The organism is Motiliproteus sediminis, assembly GCF_017912535.1.
Lineage (GTDB): Bacteria > Pseudomonadota > Gammaproteobacteria > Pseudomonadales > Balneatricaceae > Motiliproteus > Motiliproteus sediminis.
Map to the genome: position 1 here is coordinate 1 of NZ_JAERQK010000012.1, position 17,491 is coordinate 17,491.

Consider the following 17,491-nt stretch of genomic DNA (forward strand, 5'->3'; position numbering starts at 1 on the left):
CTTCAGTTCAAATTTTGTGACCGTCCGAAAACAGCCAAATCTGACTCAAAGTAACTACTGTAAAAAACCTAACTAAACGTAAACGTTGTAGTTAAATGAATTCACGAGTCGTTTACCTTGATAATGCTTTACTGCTTCATCCCGGCAAACGCCCACACGAATTGCATGGTCGATTTGTTAAAGAGCGTGCCTGAGCGAGGTGTCTTTCGTCTCAAGCAGGGCGCACATTATAGCGCTGCCCGATGCGGAGTCAACCGCGAAAACCGATAATTTTTAACTTCAAAATCACCTGTTTTCCTGTGCCGCTCCCGCTTCGTCAGCGGCAACGTGGGGGCGCATTCTACAGCCTCGCCAAACCCTGTCAACGGCCTTGATAAAAAAATATGAAATAAATCCCAACCAGAAAAAAGGGCGCTCTACGCGCCCTTAGCTCGCCTCGTGGGCTCAACCAAGCCGAGCACTCAGATCATGAACAGGTGATGCTTCTTTTTCCCCAGCTTCACCAGGAAAAAGCGGTCGAACAGTGCATTATTGGAATCAAACAGCTCTGCCGCTGCCATATTCTGATCCAGACCGACATTACGTCCATTGATCACCACAGCATTGCGCTGCAGTGCATCTTTCACTTCGCGCCCGGCTTTAGCCATCCCGGCCTCCGCAAAAAGCGTGGTAAGCGGCTTTTCAACCAACTCCTCAGCGAGCAACATGCTCGAGGGCAAACCATCGAGACTCAATTGCTCGTAATCATTCTCGCTCAGGGCCGAGGTATCGCCGCTGAACAACGCCTGGGTGATCCGCTCAGCAGCTTCGAGTCCGGCTTCGCCATGAACCAGCTTGGTAACCTCTTGCGCCAGCACCCGCTGGCCTTCAGGCCGCCCGGCACGCTCTGCGTCTGCGCGCTCGATTGCTGCAATCTGCTCGACCGGCAAGAAAGTAAAGAAGCGCAAGAACCGATAGACATCCGCATCAGGTGTTTGCAACCAGAACTGATAAAAGGCGTAGGGGGAGGTTTTCTTGGGGTCGAGCCAGACCGCACCGCCCTCGGTTTTTCCAAACTTGGTACCGTCGGACTTGGTGATCAGCGGCAACGTGATGGCATGCACATGGGCGCCGTTCATACGCCGAGTCAGATCAATTCCGCCGGTGATATTACCCCACTGGTCGCTGCCACCAATCTGCAAGGTGCAACCATAGCGGCTGTTCAACTGCTGGTAATCGTAGGACTGCAAAATCTGGTAGGTAAATTCGGTAAAGGAGATACCCGCCCCTTCACGGTCGATCCGCTGCTTAACCGACTCCTTAGCGATCATCTTGTTGACCGTAAAGTGCTTACCCACATCACGCAGAAAGCTCAACACATCAACACCGGCGGTCCAATCATAGTTGTTGGCCAGCACCGCGCCCTCGTCGCCGCTGAAGTCGATAAACCGACTAATCTGCGCCTTGAGGCAATCCCCCCATTGCGCCACTACCTCAGCGGAGTTGAGCTGACGCTCCTGATCTTTAAAGCTGGGATCGCCGATCAGCCCCGTCGCCCCGCCGACCAGAGCGATAGGCCGATGCCCAGCATCCTGGAAGCGCTTTAGCATCAAGAGCGGAACCAAATGGCCGAGATGAAGACTATCGGCTGTCGGATCGAAACCGCAATAGAGGGTAACAGCACCACTATTGAGCAGCTCGTTCAGCTCCTCTTCATTGGTGGTCTGGGCAATCAGCCCGCGGTGCTGAAGATCTTGAAGTAGTGGATTAACTGCCGTCATCGGTCGGTATCGCCCGCTAAAACTGGGTTTAAAGGAAAGCGCCGTATTCTAACGACTGGATGCGGAGTAAACAAATAAGACCTGCATCATAGGCAGCAAAGCGCATTTTTTTTATAATGCGCACAAATAACGGTATCCAAGCATCATGACCAAGCAGAAGATTGTCTCCCACATCAAGCAGGTTCCGCGCACTCATCTCATTGTGATGAGTCTGTGCGTTGTGCTGCTGGGGTTCGTTTCCCTGCTGCCGTCAAAAGAGGTCGCCGCCAATCGCATTCAGATAGAACTTTCGGCCCCGGCACCCGCGCCCACAACCGCAACACTCAACGCCGAGCCTCAACTCGCCAACGTCACTGATCCGGTCAAGCCAGAAGTCCAGACCAGCAGTAACCAAAACGTTCAGGACATCACAACAGATCCCGAAGAAGCATCAGAAAGCTGGCTGCGCATCAGCGTCCGCTCTGGCGACAACCTGACCACTCTGTTTCAAAAAGCGGGCCTCGGTCCCAACCAGATGTACCCGCTGTTAAATGACATCAAACCCAGCAAAGCACTCAACTCCCTTAAGCCGGGACAACAGCTGGAGTTCCTGATTGACAACGGAAATCTGCGAAAACTACGCCACGTCACCTCGGCACTGACCAGCACCCTGTTTACCCGCGCCGATGAGCAATGGCGCTTTGAAAACGTAGTACGCGAACCCGAAATCACCCATGTCTATCGTGGTGGCTCCATCGATCAGTCACTTTTCCTGGCTGGAGAAAAAGCGGGCCTGACCCAGAAGAAAATCATGGAGCTGGCTGGCATCTTCGGCTGGGACGTTGATTTTGCACTCGATATCCGCCAAGGCGACAGCTTTGGCGTGATCTATGAAGAGCGCTGGCTGGACGGTAAGAAAATCGGCAACGGCTACATCGTGGCGGCCGAATTCACTAATCAGGGCAAGACCTTCCAGGCTGTTCGCTTTACCGACAGCAACGACCGTGCGGACTACTTTACCCCCAGCGGTGACAGTATGCGTAAGGCCTTTTTGCGCACCCCGGTGGACTTTGCCCGCATCAGCTCGCGCTATAACCCCAACCGCAAGCACCCGATCTTCAAAACCAACCGCCCTCACCGCGGGGTTGACTACGCAGCCCCCACCGGCACGCCAATCAAAGCTTCCGGCGACGGCAAGGTCATCCTCGCGGGTCGTAAAGGCGGTTATGGCAAAACCGTAATCCTTCAACACGGCGAACGCTACACCACCCTTTATGCTCACATGAGCCGAATCAAGCCCGGGATGAAGCGCGGCAAGCGGGTCAAGCAGGGTGAAACCATCGGCTACGTGGGCAGTACTGGCTACGCCACGGGCCCGCACCTGCATTATGAATTCCGCGTTAGCGGCGTCCATCGTAATCCGTTGACGGTTCCACTGCCGCAGGCCAAACCGCTACCCAAGAAGGAGATGGCCTCCTTCCGTCTGCAGTCCCAACCCCTGCTGGCGCAGCTGGATACGCTACGCAACACTCAACTGGCGTCAGCTGAGTAACGTGCCAACAACAAACCACTATATCGGCCTGATGTCCGGCACCAGTCTGGACGGTATCGATGCGGCACTGGTTGACTTCAGCAACAGCAGCTGCCGCCTTGTTCATGCTACCAGCCGAGAACTTCCCGCGCAGCTGCGTGCCGAACTGCTGGCCCTGACCCAACCCGGCGATAACGAGATCGAACGGCTGGGCCGCACCGATATCACCTTTGCCCGTCTGCAAGCCGATCTCGTGCGTCAGCTACTGACAGCGGCCGACATCCCGCACTCCGCCGTTGCTGCTATCGGCAGCCACGGTCAGACCATCCGCCACCGGCCGTGCCAGGATCCCGCTTTCACCATCCAGTTGGGCGACCCCAACTGCCTTGCCGAGCTGTCCGGCATCGATGTCGTCGCCGATTTCCGCCGGCGTGACATCGCCGCGGGAGGACAAGGTGCGCCACTGGTGCCAGCTTTCCACGCCCAATGTTTTCGCTCGACAAGCATAGACAGGGCAATCCTCAACCTGGGTGGCGTGGCCAATATCACCCTGCTGCCCAAAGCGCCGACTGATGTAGTCAGCGGTTTTGATACCGGTCCGGCCAACGTGCTGATGGATGCCTGGAGTCAGCGCCATCTCAACCAACCGTTCGACCGCAACGGCAGCTGGGCAGAACGAGGCCGTATTGTTCCTGAGTTGCTGCAACGCCTGCTCAGCGAAGGCTACTTTATCGAGCCCGCGCCCAAGAGCACCGGTCGCGAGCTGTTCCACATCGGCTGGGTTGATCACCATCTGGATCAGCTCGAGACGATTCCCGAGCCACAGGATGTGCAGGCCACCCTGCTGGAGCTGACCGCCACTTCCGTCGCTGCAGAGCTCCGCCGCCACCCCCTGCCCATCAAGGAGCTGTACCTCTGTGGCGGCGGCGCCCACAACCTCGCTCTCGTAAAGCGTTTGAGCCATCACCTACCGCAGCTTCGCATCGCCTCCACTGAGCGTCTCGGCTTGCACCCGGACTGGGTGGAAGCGATCGCCTTCGCTTGGCTGGCCAAGCGTTTCGTCGATCGCCAGCCAGGTAATTTACCCGCAGTCACCGGGGCCTCCGGACCACGCATTCTGGGCACCCTCTCACCCGCCGGGTTGAATCACTGATCAATTAAACTAAGCTCCTTGCTGACCATAACCGCAAGGAGGCGACGATGATCAGGATGATCACCTTTTGGCTGATACTCTGGAGTGGCACGCCTCTCGCGGCGCCGCCCGAGCTGATGCTGGCTAATCGCTATCACCACGGCATTAACGTATCCGACTACTGGGTCAGCGAAAAACTGGACGGTGTTCGCGCATACTGGGACGGCACCCAGCTTCTCAGCCGCAGCGGCAATCGACTGGCCGCACCGGACTGGTTTATCGCCGGCTTTCCGGGTACCGCACTGGACGGCGAACTGTGGGCCGGGCGCCAACAATTCGAACGCGTGCTCTCGGCAATCAATAGTGTTGGCAATGACGAGGCCTGGCGGCATATCAGCTACTGGGTTTTTGACCTCCCCCACGACCCCCGTCCGTTCAGCCAGCGTCTCGGTAGTCTTGAGCAGTTGGTTGGCCGCCACCAACTGCCGCATTTACAACTGGTAAGACAGAAGCGCGCGACCAACCGCGAACAACTGTTCTCCCGGCTAGAGCAAGTAACGGATGAGGGTGGCGAGGGGCTGATGCTGCATCGGGGCGACAGCAGGTACCATGCTCGGCGCAGTGACGATCTTATCAAGCTGAAACTTCACGCCGACGCCGAAGCGGTCGTCATCGCCCACCTGCCGGGCAAAGGCAAGCATCAGGGTAGGCTCGGAGCGCTGTTGGTGGAAGATCAACAGGGGCGCCAGTTCCGGCTAGGCAGCGGCTTCACTGATCAACAACGCCGCCACCCTCCCCCGTTGGGTACGGAGGTGACATACAAGTACTACGGCATCACAGCCAATGGCTTACCGCGTTTTGCCAGTTTCCTGCGAGTCAGGCAACACCCGTGAGGCCTAATCAAAACGCCCCGCAAATGCGGGGCGTTTTGATTAGCAAGTGGCGCGGACTCAGACCGAGAACGAGGACCCACAGCCGCAGGTGGTTGTAGCGTTGGGGTTTTTGATCACAAACTGCGAGCCCTGAAGGCCCTCCTTGTAATCAACCTCTGCGCCAGCAAGATACTGGAAACTCATGGGATCTACCAGCAGGGTCACCCCGTCCTTTTCGACCGCAGTATCATCTTCAGCAGCTTCCTCATCAAAGGTAAAGCCATAGGAAAACCCGGAGCAACCTCCCCCGGTGACAAACACCCGCAACTTAAGGCTGTCGTTATCCTCTTCTTCGATCAGTCGCTTGACCTTGGCGGCAGCCGCCTGAGTAAACACCAAGGGACTGTCGTCATATTCCTGAACCGCGCTCATGAAACCTCCGCGTGACGCTCGTGCATGGGCGCCATTATCTGCTTAACCGATCTTTTTAGTCAAGTATTATCGCCGCCGGCCTAGGGCATCAAGGCGACAACATCCAATCCCGCCGTTTCCTTGAGTCCGAACATGATGTTCATGTTCTGCACCGCTTGGCCCGCCGCGCCCTTGACCAGGTTGTCGATCACCGAAAGCACCACCACCGTGTCGTCATCCTGAGGCCGATGCACCGCGATACGACAATAGTTGGCCCCTTTGACACTGCGAGTCTCCGGCATGCTGCCCGCAGGCATCACATCGACGAAAGGCTCATCACGGTAGCGCTCTTCGTACAGCGCCTGCAGGTCGCCGTGCGGATCTTTGAGCACCCCGTACAAGGTGGCATGGATACCGCGAATCATCGGTAGCAAGTGCGGAATAAAGGTCAGCCCCACCGGGAATCCGGCGGCCTCAGCCAACCCCTGTTTTATCTCCGGCAGATGGCGATGCCCCGCCACACCATATGATTTAAAGCTTTCGCTCGCCTCGCACAACAGAGTACCTACGTTGGCACCGCGGCCAGCACCGCTAACTCCCGACTTACAGTCGGCAATCAAGCGGCGGCGGTTGATCAGCCCGTTCTCCATCAGCGGCAGGTAACCGAGCAGGGCCGCGGTCGGATAACAACCGGGATTGGCAACCAGACGTGCGGCGCGAATCTGCTCACGACTCACTTCCGGCAGGCCGTACACCGCTTCTGCAACGAGCTCCGGGCAGGCATGTTCCATCCCGTACCACTGCGACCAGGTAGCCACATCCTTGATACGAAAATCAGCAGCCAGATCGATGACGCGTACACCACGCGCCAGCAGCTCCGGCGCTTGCTTCATGGCAACCCCGTTCGGGGTGGCGTAAAACACCAGATCGCAGGCAGCCAACCGGTCCACGTCAGGCTGGCTGAAGGTGGCATCCACCAGGCCGCGCAAATTGGGGTACATATCAGCGACATGCACACCCTCTTCCGAACGCGAGGTAATGGCCGTCAACTCAACATCTGGATGGCGCGCCAGCAAGCGCAACAGTTCGACACCGGTATAACCGGTTCCACCTACGATTCCGACTTTGATCACGACAACCTCTAACCCATTGTGGAAAAGTGCTTATAATAAGGGCCCGTGACCCAAACCTAAAGTATCTCGCTACCAACAACCCCAAAGGAAACAATCCAGTCATGCGCATGGACTCCCTCAGCCTCAACCATTTCCGCCTGCGGTTGAGCGAAGTGGAGGCCCTGCCCCAGTGGGCTCTGTTGGGTTTTCTGTCCGGTTTGTTGACCGCCGCTGTGATACTCGCCTTCCGCTATGCCATCACCCTGCCGCTGGAAGCCGGGCTGCCGGACGGCGCTGAAAGCTTCGAACAACTCTCGCCAGCCATGCGCTTCGCCCTTCCGATCGGCGGGGGACTAATAGTGGGACTGGTGCTATGGCGCTGGCCCGCGAGCAGTGGTGTCGGCATTACCCACGTGCTTGAGCGCCTGAGCTACCACCAGGGACGGATGCCGCTCGGCAACCTGCTTACCCAGTTCATTGCCGGTGTGCTGATGCTCGGCAGCGGACACTCCGGAGGCCGCGAGGGCCCCGCCGTGCACTTGGGTGCCGGGGTATCCAGTCTGTTGGGGCAACGACTGAAGCTACCCAACAACAGCCTGCGAACCCTGGTGGGCTGCGGCACCGCAGCGGCCATCGCAGCCTCATTTAACACCCCCATCGCCGGCATCATCTTCGCCATGGAGGTGGTGATGATGGAGTACACCGTTGCTGGATTTATTCCGGTGCTGGTTGCGGCGGTCACCGCGGCACTCGCTTTCCAGCTATTACATGGCGACGAAGTACACGTTCTGCTGCCACCGCTTGACCTCTACACCTTGAGCGAAGTCCCGTTCATTCTACTGCTGGGCGTTATCATCGGCCTGATGGCGGTGGTGTTTACCCGCATAGCCACCTTTAGTCATCGCCTGAACGACTACCCGATCTGGCTGCGTCTGCCACTGGCGGGCCTGGCCGTTGGCTTGGTAGCGCAATGGATGCCACAGGTAATGGGCATCGGCTACGACACCCTGACTGAGATCCTCACCGGTAACAGCACGTTCGAACTGCTGCTACTGTTGGCATTGGCCAAGCTGGCGGTAACCGCGTTCAGCGTGGGGGTTGGCGCCCCCATAGGGCTGATCGGCCCCAGCCTGCTTATCGGTGCGGCTGCAGGCGGTGGCATCGGTCTGTTGGGGATCGCCGCGGCAAACCAGCCGGTATCGGAAGTTACCCTTTATGCACTGCTCGGCATGGGCGCGATGATGGCCGCCACGCTGCAGGCCCCGCTGGCCGCATTGCTGGCACTACTGGAGCTGACCCTGAACCCCAATATTCTGTTTCCGGGTATGCTGGCGATCATCACCTCAACCCTCATTTACCGCTTTTTTACCCCGCAGGGATCGGTTTTTCAGGCGTTGCTGGGGCTTCGCGGCCTGGATTGGCGGCGCGCACCGCTCGACCACTTTCTTGATAAAACCTCGGTAATTTCGCTGATGCGTGGCCATATTAACGCACCAGAGCGGTTGACCACCCATGCGGGCGCCGAGCAGCTGGCCGCCACCCCGGGGGACTGGATTCTGATTAGCGGCGAACATGCGCACGTAGCACTGGCAAGAGCAGATCTGGCACTGTACCTGCTGCAAACAGGTGGTGACGAGATCCCGAAGGATACTCCGCTGGACCTGCTGGAGCTGCCGGCATTGCGCCGGGATCTGGCTACCATCGAGATTCAGGCAACTCTCAAGGACGCCCTCAATCGCATGAATGAACACAATGTCGACGGGCTCTGCGTAATGAGCTTCGAGGGCGCGCCCCGTGGGCTGTTGTTCCGCGACGATATTGAGCAGCAGTTTCGCCGCTCGGGGCATCTATGAATCGAGTACTAACCGGCCTCTATGCCATTACCGACAGCACTCTGCTGACCGACACCCCCACCCTGCTGAGGCGGGTCGAAGCCGCCCTGCGCGGCGGTGCAACGGTGGTGCAGTACCGCGACAAATCCCGCGATCACGACAAGCGACGGGAGCAGGCGCGCCGGCTTGCAGAACTTTGCGAGCGCTATCAACGCCCGTTACTGATCAACGACGACGCCGAACTCGCAGCCGCTTCCGGTGCCGCAGGGGTTCATCTGGGCCAGGGCGATGGTTCGGTCGCCGCAGCACGCGCCCTGCTGGGAGTCCGCGCCATCATCGGGGTAACCTGCCATGACCAACTCGCGCTGGCACAACAGGCAAGTCTGGAGGGAGCCGACTATGTGGCCTTTGGCGCATTCTTTCCTTCGACAACCAAGCCAAAGGCAACGCCCGCCCCTCTGGCGCTGTTGCGTCAGGCACGCAACGAGCTGCCCTTGCCGATAGTGGCGATTGGCGGCATAACTAGCGATAATGCCCAGCTTGTCATTAATCACGGTGCGCACATGGTCGCCGTTGTCGGTGATCTGTTTGCCACCGACGACACGGAGAATCGCGCCCGCGTCTACCAGCGGCTGTTTGCCTCGCGCGCACGCCAACACGTACAACCCTAGGAACGAGTCATGTCACGATCTGAAACCCTGTTCGAACAAGCCAAAAACGTCATTCCAGGCGGTGTGAACTCGCCGGTCCGCGCCTTCAAAGCCGTAGGCGGAACACCGCTGTTTATCGATCGTGCCGAAGGCGCCTATCTGTACGATGCAGACGGCAAGCGCTACGTAGATTACGTCCTTTCCTGGGGGCCGATGTTACTGGGCCATGCCCACCCGAGCATCACCAACGCGGTGATGGAGAAGATGCAGAAAGGTCTTAGTTTTGGCGCGCCAACCGAGATCGAAACCGAACTGGCCAACCGCATCTGTGAACTGCTGCCACACATTGAGCTGGTGCGCATGGTCAGCTCCGGAACCGAAGCCACCATGAGTGCCATCCGCCTGGCTCGCGGTTATACCGGCCGCGACAAGATCGTAAAGTTTGAAGGCTGCTACCACGGCCATTCCGATTCACTGTTGGTGAAAGCCGGTTCAGGTGCGCTGACGCTAGGAGTTCCCAGCTCACCGGGCGTGCCCAAAGGGCTGGCCGAACACACCCTGACCCTGACCTACAACGACATCGAGGGGGTTAAGCAGACCTTCGCCGAAGTTGGCGAACAGGTGGCTTGCATCATCGTCGAGCCGGTAGCGGGCAACATGAACTGCATTCCGCCCGTACCCGGCTTCCTCGAAACCTTGCGCGAGGTGTGCGACCAGCATGGCGCACTGCTGATTATCGACGAAGTAATGACCGGCTTCCGGCTTGGCCCACAAGGGGCCCAGGGCTACTACGGTGTCAAAGCGGATATAACCACTCTAGGCAAGGTAATTGGCGGGGGAATGCCCGTTGGAGCCTTCGGCGGGCGCCGAGAGGTGATGGAGAAGATTGCACCGCTGGGGCCGGTCTATCAGGCTGGCACGCTGTCCGGTAATCCGGTCGCCATGGCCGCCGGCCTGGCGCAGCTCGCCGCTATTACCCAGCCCGATTTCTACCAGCCCCTGTTTGACCGCACAACCCAGCTGGTAGAAGGTCTCCAGCAGCGGGCCGATGCCGCCGGCATCCCCTTCACCACCAACCATGTGGGCACCATGTTCGGCGCTTTCTTCACCGAGGAACCCAAGGTCACCAACTACGCCCAGGTGATGGCGTGCAACGGCGAGCGGTTCAACAAGTTCTTCCATGGCATGCTGGAGCAGGGCGTTTATCTGGCTCCTGCCAGCTATGAAGCGGCCTTCATGTCAGCAGCGCACACCGACGCCGATATTCAGTTCACACTGGATGCCGCCGAGAAGGTGTTTGCAACGCTGTAGGACGTGCACCCGAAAAAACAACCGGCCATCAACGGCCGGTTGTTCTAGCTCGACTGCTGTATCGGCCGAGGCTTGGCAGTGATCGCATCCATCACCTGCCGACGCTGATCGCCACGCAGGCTTTCCACCCGCACCCGCAGCTTGTTACCACTGTAGAGCTCGACGTTGACGTCGCTGGCCCGCAGGTACACACCGGAATCAAACGCGCCGGGCGAAAACAGCAAGCCACGCCGAACGGAATGGATCTGCATCAACTGGTTCAACCGCCACAACTCCGACTCATCGATTGAGCGCCGGCTCTGGCGACAGATCAGCACCGCATCCAGGGTGCCGTCAGGGTTAAACACCTGGTATTCGACCCGGTTTTCCTGCTGGCGCAAACACACCAGCCGGCGCTCCCGCACCTCGAAAAACCGCTCTACCAGACGCAGATATGCAGGCCATGGCAGGCTTTCCAGATCGAAAAGGATGAGGTCGCCCGGCTTCATCCATGGTAGAGGGCGTGGCGTCATCGATAGTAATCCCTAACATCAGTAACCCCTTAACTTTACCACCCGCTCGCCACCTCCCCCATAAGGCAAATGCCTATTTACCCACGACTGACAGCGGGTTAGCTCGATCTACCGGGACAGCAGGCAGTGTGGGACAAGCACGGTGTCGCCTTCCCTGCCACCGCAGGATATTGTGCGTTGTGGCTCGAAAGGTTCAAACACAGCGGACACCCGGCGCCGGATCATTACCGACGTAGCGGTGACGAAAAACCCATCACCGGATTCGCGACGGCGGCCTGACCGGCGCGTTTGCGATCCTCGCGCGGAGTCACCCCAAACTGGCTGCGGTAAGCGGTACTGAAGTGAGAGGCGCTGGTGAAGCCGCACGCAAGGGCTACCTGCAGGATCGGCTTATCACTTTGCTGTAGCATCTGTCGCGCCTTTTCCATCCGCAGCTCCAGATAATAGCGCGACGGCACAGTATCCAGATGCTTCTTAAACAACCGCTCCAGGTGGCGACGTGAAACTCCCACATGAAATGCCAGATCGTCGGTGGTCAGCGGCTCTTCGATATTGGCCTCCATCAGCGTTACCGCCTCGATCAGTTTGGGCTGACTGACACCGACGCGGGCTTTCAACGGCACCCGCTGCGGGTCTTCACTGGTGCGAATCCGCTCACATACAAACTGCTCGGAAATGGCTGCGGCCAGCGCCAAGCCGTGCTGCTGACCGATCAGGAACAGCATCATATCCATCGATGCACTGCCACCGCTGCAGGTATAGCGATTACCGTCAATCTCAAACAGGTTATTGGTAACGCGGGTATCCGGAAACTCCTCGCGCAGGTTATCAAGATCCCACCAGTGGATCGTCGCCCGCCGCCCGCGTAACAATCCGGCACAGGCAAGAAGATAGGAGCCGGTTCCCACCCCGCCCAAGGCCGACTGCGCAGCCCCCTGTTGACGCAACCATGTCACCACCGGCTCATTGCCGGTCTTGGCCACCGGACTGGCGCCACAGACAAACAGCGCATCCAGCCGTACCGACCTGTCCAACCCTGCATCAACCTGTGTGACCACACCAGCGCTACTAAGGACCGCTTCCCCCTCGTGGCTCAACGTAACGGTTTCGTATAGCTCTCTGCCCGACACCCAGTTGGCCATCCGCAACGGCTCGATAGCGGAAGAAAACGCAATCAGGGAGTAACCGGGCAGCAGTAAAAAACCGAATCGCAGCGGCGACTGGCGAGCCTGCAGCAGTGTCTCCGTTCGCCCGATCATTAAGGCCTCGCAGTGGTGATAAAGGGCGGCGTCTGGCGACACCCGTTGTTGTTATATTTTTAACAGATACGAGAATATATTAAACACCGCGCCGCCGGCGAGGCCCCATCGAATAATTCCCGAGCGCCAGCATAATGGCTTCCCAGCCGGGTGCTAGACTTCAGGCAGCGCCATGTCAGCTCGCCTAAAATCGAGGTCGCTTGGTATAAAAAGGCCCCCTGTCGCGCCGTAGCGCTTTTCCCCATAATGCAAAAACGACGCTCGGCAGTTCCTTTAACTCGACACAAGAAGCATAACAAACACTCATGAATAAAAAGGTCGGACACAAGCCCTCAGCCCTGAGCGAACTTAATAGTCTGCTCAGTGAACGCCTGCCCACCGAACGGATCGAGCTGGCACAGCAACTGGCCAGCCAGTTCTATGCCCGGGCCAGCAATCGCGAACTGCTCAGTCAGTCAGCCGAAGATCTATATGGCTCGGTACTCTGTCTGCTGGATCTGGCCCAGAACCGGCGTGGCGGCAAGGCCAAGATCAAGGTCTACAACCCCAATCCGGAGGACCATCGCTGGCACAGTACCCACACCGTGGTGGAAGTGCTGGTCAGCGACCGCCCGTTTCTGGTCTCAAGCATATCCATGGCGCTGGTTGCAGCAGGCCAGCAGGTGCACCGGGTCACCCACCCGGTACTGAACGTGTTGCGGGACGGCAACGGCAAGCTCAAGCAGGTTCTTGCCAAAGGCTCCTCAGCCGCCAAAGCCACCAACGAAGCGCTGATGCGGTTTGAAATCGACCATCAGTCCGGTGACGAGGCCCTGCTGGAGACGCGCAAGCGGGTTGAGCAGGTGCTCGACGAAGTGGACGCGGCTGTCAGCGACTGGAGCCTGATGCAGGATCAGTTACAGACGGTAATCGACTGGTCCGTCAATCAGGCTAAAACCGCGGACAGTGACGACACCGAGGAAGCAATCGCGTTTCTGCGCTGGCTGCAGGATGACCACTTCGTGTTTCTCGGTTACCGCCACTATCGCCATGAAGATCAGCCCGATGGCAGTTGCCAGCTGGTGTACCAGCCGAAGAGCGGCATGGGAATTTTCCGTAACATCAGCGCGGACATGGAACGTATCGCCCTCAGCCCCCGGCTCAGCGAACTGGCACGCAGCCCTGAGCTGCTGATCCTGACCAAATCGACTACCCGCTCGACCATTCAGCGCCCCTCCTACCTGGATTTTGTCGGCGTCCGTGAAATCAGCGCCGCAGGTGAGGTGATCGGCGAGTGGCGTTTCTTCGGTTTGTACGCCTCCAGCGCCTATACCGTGCCGGTTACCGACATTCCTCTGCTGCGGCGCAAGATCAAACGCCTGCAGCAGCGTTCGGGACTCCACCCCAACAGCCACAGCGGCAAGACCCTGCGGCACCTGATTCATACGTTCCCCCGTGACGAGATGCTGCAAGCCAGTTACGAGCAGCTCGAAGCCACCCTGTTCGGCATGCTCGACTGCGAGGAGCGGCGCCAGCTGCGGATCTTCATGCGCCCCGACAATTACGGCCGGTTTATCAACGCCCTGATTCTGGTGCCGCGCGACCACTACGACACCGCACTGCGGCTGAAGATGCAGCAGATTCTGCTTGATGCCTTTGATGGCACCAGCAGCGACTTCAACGTGCTGTTAACCGACCATGCCCTGGCGCAGGTACAGTTCACCATCCACTGCGAGGAATCAAGCCAGCACAAGGTAGAAGTGGAAGCCCTGGAAGCGGAGATGTCCGAAGCGATGGCATCCTGGCAGGACCGCCTGCACGCTGCCCTGATGGAGAAGCTGGGCGAAGCCGATGCCAACCGTCTATTGCGCCAGTTTGGTCCATCACTGCCCGCCGGCTATCGCGACGACTACAGCCCGCGGCGCGCAGTCACCGACCTGCAGCGGCTGGCCGGACTGGAAAGCGGCCAGCTGTCCACCTACATCTATCGTCCGCTGGAGAGCTACGATAGCCTGCACTTCAAGGTCCTCGGCGGTGGCGAAAGCCTGGCGCTGTCCGATGTATTGCCGATTCTGGAGCAGATGGGCGTTCGTGTTCTCAACGCCCGCCCCTACGAATTGCGCGACAGCGAGGGTAGCCCTTACTGGATGCTCGATTTCCGTCTCTCCGTCGCCGGCAGCTTCGATCCCGAAGACAGCCACCTCAAGCGCCAGTTTCAGGAGACCTTCACCCGCACCTATCAGGGCGAGCTGGAGAACGACGGCTTCAACGCCTTGGTGATCGCTGCCGGGCTCAGTTATCGGCAGGTGGTGATTCTGCGAGCCCTGTGCAAATACCTGTTGCAGCTCGGCCTCCCTTTCAGTCAGAGCTACATGGAGCAGACCCTGGCGAGTAACCCGCACATCTGCCGCAAGCTGGTGCAGCTGTTCGAGGCACGCTTTGACCCAGACTTCCGCAAGGACCGTGATGCCCGCGGTGCCGAGTTGATCAGCGGCCTGGAAGAAGCTCTCGATGCGGTGGAAAACCTCGACCAGGATCGCATCCTGCGCCACTTCCTCAGCGTCATTCAGGCGATGCTGCGGACCAATTTTTATCAACGTGGCGAGCACGGATTCAAGGGTTACCTCTCCTTCAAACTGGCCACCGATGATATTCCCGCCGCACCGCAACCGCGGCCCAAGTTCGAGATCTTCGTCTATGCGCCCTGGGTTGAAGGGGTGCACCTGCGCGGCGGCAAGGTAGCCCGCGGCGGTCTGCGCTGGTCCGACCGGCGCGAGGATTTCCGCACCGAAGTGCTGGGGCTGGTCAAGGCGCAGTTGGTCAAGAACGCGGTCATCGTGCCGGTGGGCGCCAAAGGTGGTTTTGTACCCAAGCAACTGCCCAGCAGTCGTGACGAGGTGATGAACGAGGTGATTCGCTGCTACACCACCTTTATCCGCGGCCTGCTGGATATTACCGACAACCGTGCTGGCGAGCGCATCATCCCGCCGGCCGATGTGGTTCGCCACGACGAGGACGACCCCTATCTGGTAGTCGCCGCGGATAAGGGCACCGCCACCTTCAGTGATATCGCCAACGCCATCTCGCTTGAATACGGGTTCTGGCTGGGCGACGCCTTTGCCTCCGGTGGTGCCAACGGCTACGACCATAAGAAGATGGGGATCACCGCCCGCGGCGCCTGGGAATCGGTCAAGCGACTGTTCCATGAACGCGGCATCGACTGTCAGCGCGAGCCCTTCACCGCCGTGGGGATCGGCGACATGAGCGGCGACGTGTTCGGCAACGGCATGTTGCTGTCGGACCAGACCTGCCTGGTGGCGGCATTCAACCACATGCATATCTTTATCGACCCCTCCCCGGACCCGGCCACCAGCTTTGCCGAGCGCAAGCGCCTGTTCGAACTGCCGCGCTCCACCTGGGACGATTACAACCGCAAGCTGATTTCCAAAGGCGGCGGCATCTTCCCGCGCAGCGCCAAGTCGATCACTCTCAGCAATGAAGCGCGTGAAGCGCTGGGGATCAGCGCCAGCCGCCTGGCACCGAGCGAACTGATGCAAGCGATTCTGAAAGCACCGGTGGATCTGTTCTGGAACGGCGGTATCGGCACGTACGTCAAGGCCAGCAGTGAGTCCCACGACCAGGTCGGCGACCGCGCCAACGACGCCATCCGTATCAACGGCAACGAGCTGCGCGCGCACATCGTCGGCGAGGGGGGCAACCTCGGCTGTACCCAGCGAGGACGGATCGAATTTGCCCAGAACGGCGGCCTGATCAACACCGACGCCATCGACAACTCCGGCGGCGTCGACTCCTCCGATCACGAGGTCAACATCAAGATCCTGCTGGACCAGGAGGTTCGTGCTCAGGATCTGACCGCCAAGCAGCGCAACAAATTGCTGGCCAGCATGACCGACGACGTGGCCGCGCTGGTGCTGCGCCACAACTATCAGCAAAGTCAGGTGCTCAGCCTCTGCAACCGCCAGGCGGGCTACCTGATCAACGACCATCGCCAGCTGATTCAGTTGCTGGAAAAGGAGGGCCGCCTCAAGCGCAAACTGGAGTTCTTGCCCAGCGACGAGCAACTGGAGGAACTGGTGCGCTCCAACGGCGGTTTGAGCCGTCCGGAAATCGCGGTACTGCTGGCCTACAGCAAACTGCGCAACTTCGACCTGCTGGTTGAGGAGGGAATCGGCAGTGACGAGGACCTGGCCAACGAACTCAGCGCCTACTTCCCGGCCGAGATCCGCAAGCGCTACCCCGAGCAACTGCGCCTGCACCCGCTGCGCCAGGAACTGATCGCCACCCATGTCACCAACCTGGTGGTCAACCGCATGGGCTCGACCTTTGTTACCTATCTGCAAGATGAAACCCGCTGTACCGCACTGGACGCTGTGCGCGCGTTCTTTGCCGCCCGGGACATCTTTGCCATCAGCCCGTTGTGGCAGGCGCTGGAAGCCCACGAAGCGGCGCTCGGTGACGAGCTGTTTGGTGGCCTGCTGATCGACATTCAACAACTGCTGGAACGTGCCGCGCTATGGCTGCTACGCACCCAGCCACGCCCGCTGTCGGTCAGCAGTCTGGTGGAAAACTTTGCCGCGGGCGTGCAAACTGCGCTGGCGGCTATTCCCGCCGATACAGCCGCCGAAGCCAGCAGCGAACGTCTACGCGACTGCGGCCTGCCCGTGGAGCTGGCGGCTCGCATGGGCGACCTGCCACGCCAGTACTATGCCCTCGACATGGTGCGCCTGGCCGGCTGGGTCGACCACGACACCCCGTTGGCGGCGGCCGGCTATCTGGCGATGGAAGCCACCCTCGGTCTGGAGCCGTTGCGCGACCAGATTACCGCGCTTCCCGGTAACGACCTCTGGTCACGCAAGGCCCGCGCCTCCCTCGCCGACGAACTGGATCGCGCGCTGGTGCGCGCCAGCGAGCGGCTGCTGACCAGTACCGATGCGGGACTGGCGATCGACCAGCGCCTGACCTTGTGGCAGATGGAACACCTGCAACCGCTGTCCCACTTCCAGGCAATCTGTAACGAAATCGCCACCCAGGATGCACCTAACCTGGCCATGCTGTCCGTCGCCGTGCGCGAGCTGGGGCAGCTGAACTAGAGCTCGGCATCCAACCCGATATGACGACAATAGCGCCCCC

Annotated in this window: 12 protein-coding genes; 7 read left to right on the forward strand and 5 right to left on the reverse strand. The window is 59.4% G+C overall.

Annotated features, from left to right (window positions below; all coding sequences use genetic code 11):
- Window positions 1-461: 461 nt before the first annotated feature.
- Window positions 462-1,760, reverse strand: a complete 1,299-nt coding sequence (tyrS, locus tag JJQ76_RS16265; RefSeq protein ID WP_210398018.1) for a tyrosine--tRNA ligase — start codon at window positions 1,758-1,760, stop codon at window positions 462-464.
- A gap of 145 nt (window positions 1,761-1,905) precedes the next feature.
- Here tyrS and JJQ76_RS16270 point away from each other — a divergent pair, with 145 nt between their 5' ends.
- The 3 genes from JJQ76_RS16270 to JJQ76_RS16280 are packed head-to-tail and all read left to right on the forward strand — an operon-like array spanning window position 1,906 to window position 5,295.
- Window positions 1,906-3,291: an OapA family protein gene (locus tag JJQ76_RS16270; protein WP_210398019.1), complete on the forward strand. Its 1,386-nt coding sequence runs from the start codon at window positions 1,906-1,908 to the stop codon at window positions 3,289-3,291.
- Between the two features lies 1 nt (window position 3,292).
- On the forward strand, window positions 3,293-4,423 hold the full coding sequence (locus tag JJQ76_RS16275) for an anhydro-N-acetylmuramic acid kinase (RefSeq protein WP_343232550.1): 1,131 nt from the start codon (window positions 3,293-3,295) through the stop codon (window positions 4,421-4,423).
- Between the two features lie 47 nt (window positions 4,424-4,470).
- Complete coding sequence (locus JJQ76_RS16280; RefSeq protein WP_246481055.1) at window positions 4,471-5,295, forward strand: DNA ligase; 825 nt, start codon at window positions 4,471-4,473, stop codon at window positions 5,293-5,295.
- A 57-nt stretch (window positions 5,296-5,352) separates the two neighbouring features.
- On the opposite strand, the gene erpA is transcribed toward JJQ76_RS16280, so the two are convergent.
- Both erpA and argC read right to left on the reverse strand, forming a co-directional pair.
- The gene (erpA, locus tag JJQ76_RS16285; protein WP_210398020.1) at window positions 5,353-5,706 is read right to left on the reverse strand and encodes an iron-sulfur cluster insertion protein ErpA; all 354 of its coding nucleotides are present in this window, start codon (window positions 5,704-5,706) and stop codon (window positions 5,353-5,355) included.
- A gap of 80 nt (window positions 5,707-5,786) precedes the next feature.
- Window positions 5,787-6,818 carry an N-acetyl-gamma-glutamyl-phosphate reductase gene (argC, locus tag JJQ76_RS16290; RefSeq protein ID WP_210398021.1) on the reverse strand — a complete coding sequence of 344 codons (1,032 nt, stop codon included), beginning with the start codon at window positions 6,816-6,818 and terminating at the stop codon, window positions 5,787-5,789.
- Window positions 6,819-6,919: 101 nt separating this feature from the next.
- On the opposite strand from argC, the gene JJQ76_RS16295 reads away from it, so the two are divergent.
- The 3 genes from JJQ76_RS16295 to hemL are packed head-to-tail and all read left to right on the forward strand — an operon-like array spanning window position 6,920 to window position 10,590.
- The gene (locus tag JJQ76_RS16295) at window positions 6,920-8,650 is read left to right on the forward strand and encodes a chloride channel protein (protein WP_210398022.1); all 1,731 of its coding nucleotides are present in this window, start codon (window positions 6,920-6,922) and stop codon (window positions 8,648-8,650) included.
- On the forward strand, window positions 8,647-9,300 hold the full coding sequence (gene thiE / locus JJQ76_RS16300; RefSeq protein ID WP_210398023.1) for a thiamine phosphate synthase: 654 nt from the start codon (window positions 8,647-8,649) through the stop codon (window positions 9,298-9,300). The genes JJQ76_RS16295 and thiE overlap by 4 nt, the downstream gene beginning before the upstream one ends.
- Before the next feature lie 9 nt (window positions 9,301-9,309).
- Entirely contained in the window at window positions 9,310-10,590 is a 1,281-nt protein-coding gene (gene hemL, locus JJQ76_RS16305; protein WP_210398024.1) for a glutamate-1-semialdehyde 2,1-aminomutase, read from the forward strand.
- Window positions 10,591-10,634: 44 nt separating this feature from the next.
- On the opposite strand, the gene JJQ76_RS16310 is transcribed toward hemL, so the two are convergent.
- Together JJQ76_RS16310 and JJQ76_RS16315 are read right to left on the reverse strand one after the other, a co-directional pair.
- On the reverse strand, window positions 10,635-11,102 hold the full coding sequence (locus JJQ76_RS16310; RefSeq protein WP_210398025.1) for a hypothetical protein: 468 nt from the start codon (window positions 11,100-11,102) through the stop codon (window positions 10,635-10,637).
- Window positions 11,103-11,326: 224 nt separating this feature from the next.
- Complete coding sequence (locus JJQ76_RS16315) at window positions 11,327-12,361, reverse strand: GlxA family transcriptional regulator (RefSeq protein WP_210398026.1); 1,035 nt, start codon at window positions 12,359-12,361, stop codon at window positions 11,327-11,329.
- 305 nt (window positions 12,362-12,666) lie between these two features.
- Between JJQ76_RS16315 and JJQ76_RS16320 the strand changes: the two genes are divergently transcribed.
- Entirely contained in the window at window positions 12,667-17,451 is a 4,785-nt protein-coding gene (locus tag JJQ76_RS16320) for an NAD-glutamate dehydrogenase (protein WP_210398027.1), read from the forward strand.
- The last annotated feature ends 40 nt before the right edge of the window (window positions 17,452-17,491 follow it).

Bases quoted from the DNA above. Each gene is read 5' to 3' on its own strand.
- hemL (WP_210398024.1), top strand. From the start codon at position 9,310: ATGTCACGATCTGAAACCCTGTTCGAACAAGCCAAAAACGTCATTCCA.
- JJQ76_RS16295 (WP_210398022.1), top strand. From the start codon at position 6,920: ATGCGCATGGACTCCCTCAGCCTCAACCATTTCCGCCTGCGGTTGAGC.
- JJQ76_RS16315 (WP_210398026.1), bottom strand. From the start codon at position 12,361: ATGATCGGGCGAACGGAGACACTGCTGCAGGCTCGCCAGTCGCCGCTG.
- thiE (WP_210398023.1), top strand. From the start codon at position 8,647: ATGAATCGAGTACTAACCGGCCTCTATGCCATTACCGACAGCACTCTG.
- tyrS (WP_210398018.1), bottom strand. From the start codon at position 1,760: ATGACGGCAGTTAATCCACTACTTCAAGATCTTCAGCACCGCGGGCTG.
- JJQ76_RS16270 (WP_210398019.1), top strand. From the start codon at position 1,906: ATGACCAAGCAGAAGATTGTCTCCCACATCAAGCAGGTTCCGCGCACT.
- JJQ76_RS16310 (WP_210398025.1), bottom strand. From the start codon at position 11,102: ATGACGCCACGCCCTCTACCATGGATGAAGCCGGGCGACCTCATCCTT.
- JJQ76_RS16320 (WP_210398027.1), top strand. From the start codon at position 12,667: ATGAATAAAAAGGTCGGACACAAGCCCTCAGCCCTGAGCGAACTTAAT.
- erpA (WP_210398020.1), bottom strand. From the start codon at position 5,706: ATGAGCGCGGTTCAGGAATATGACGACAGTCCCTTGGTGTTTACTCAG.
- JJQ76_RS16280 (WP_246481055.1), top strand. From the start codon at position 4,471: ATGATCAGGATGATCACCTTTTGGCTGATACTCTGGAGTGGCACGCCT.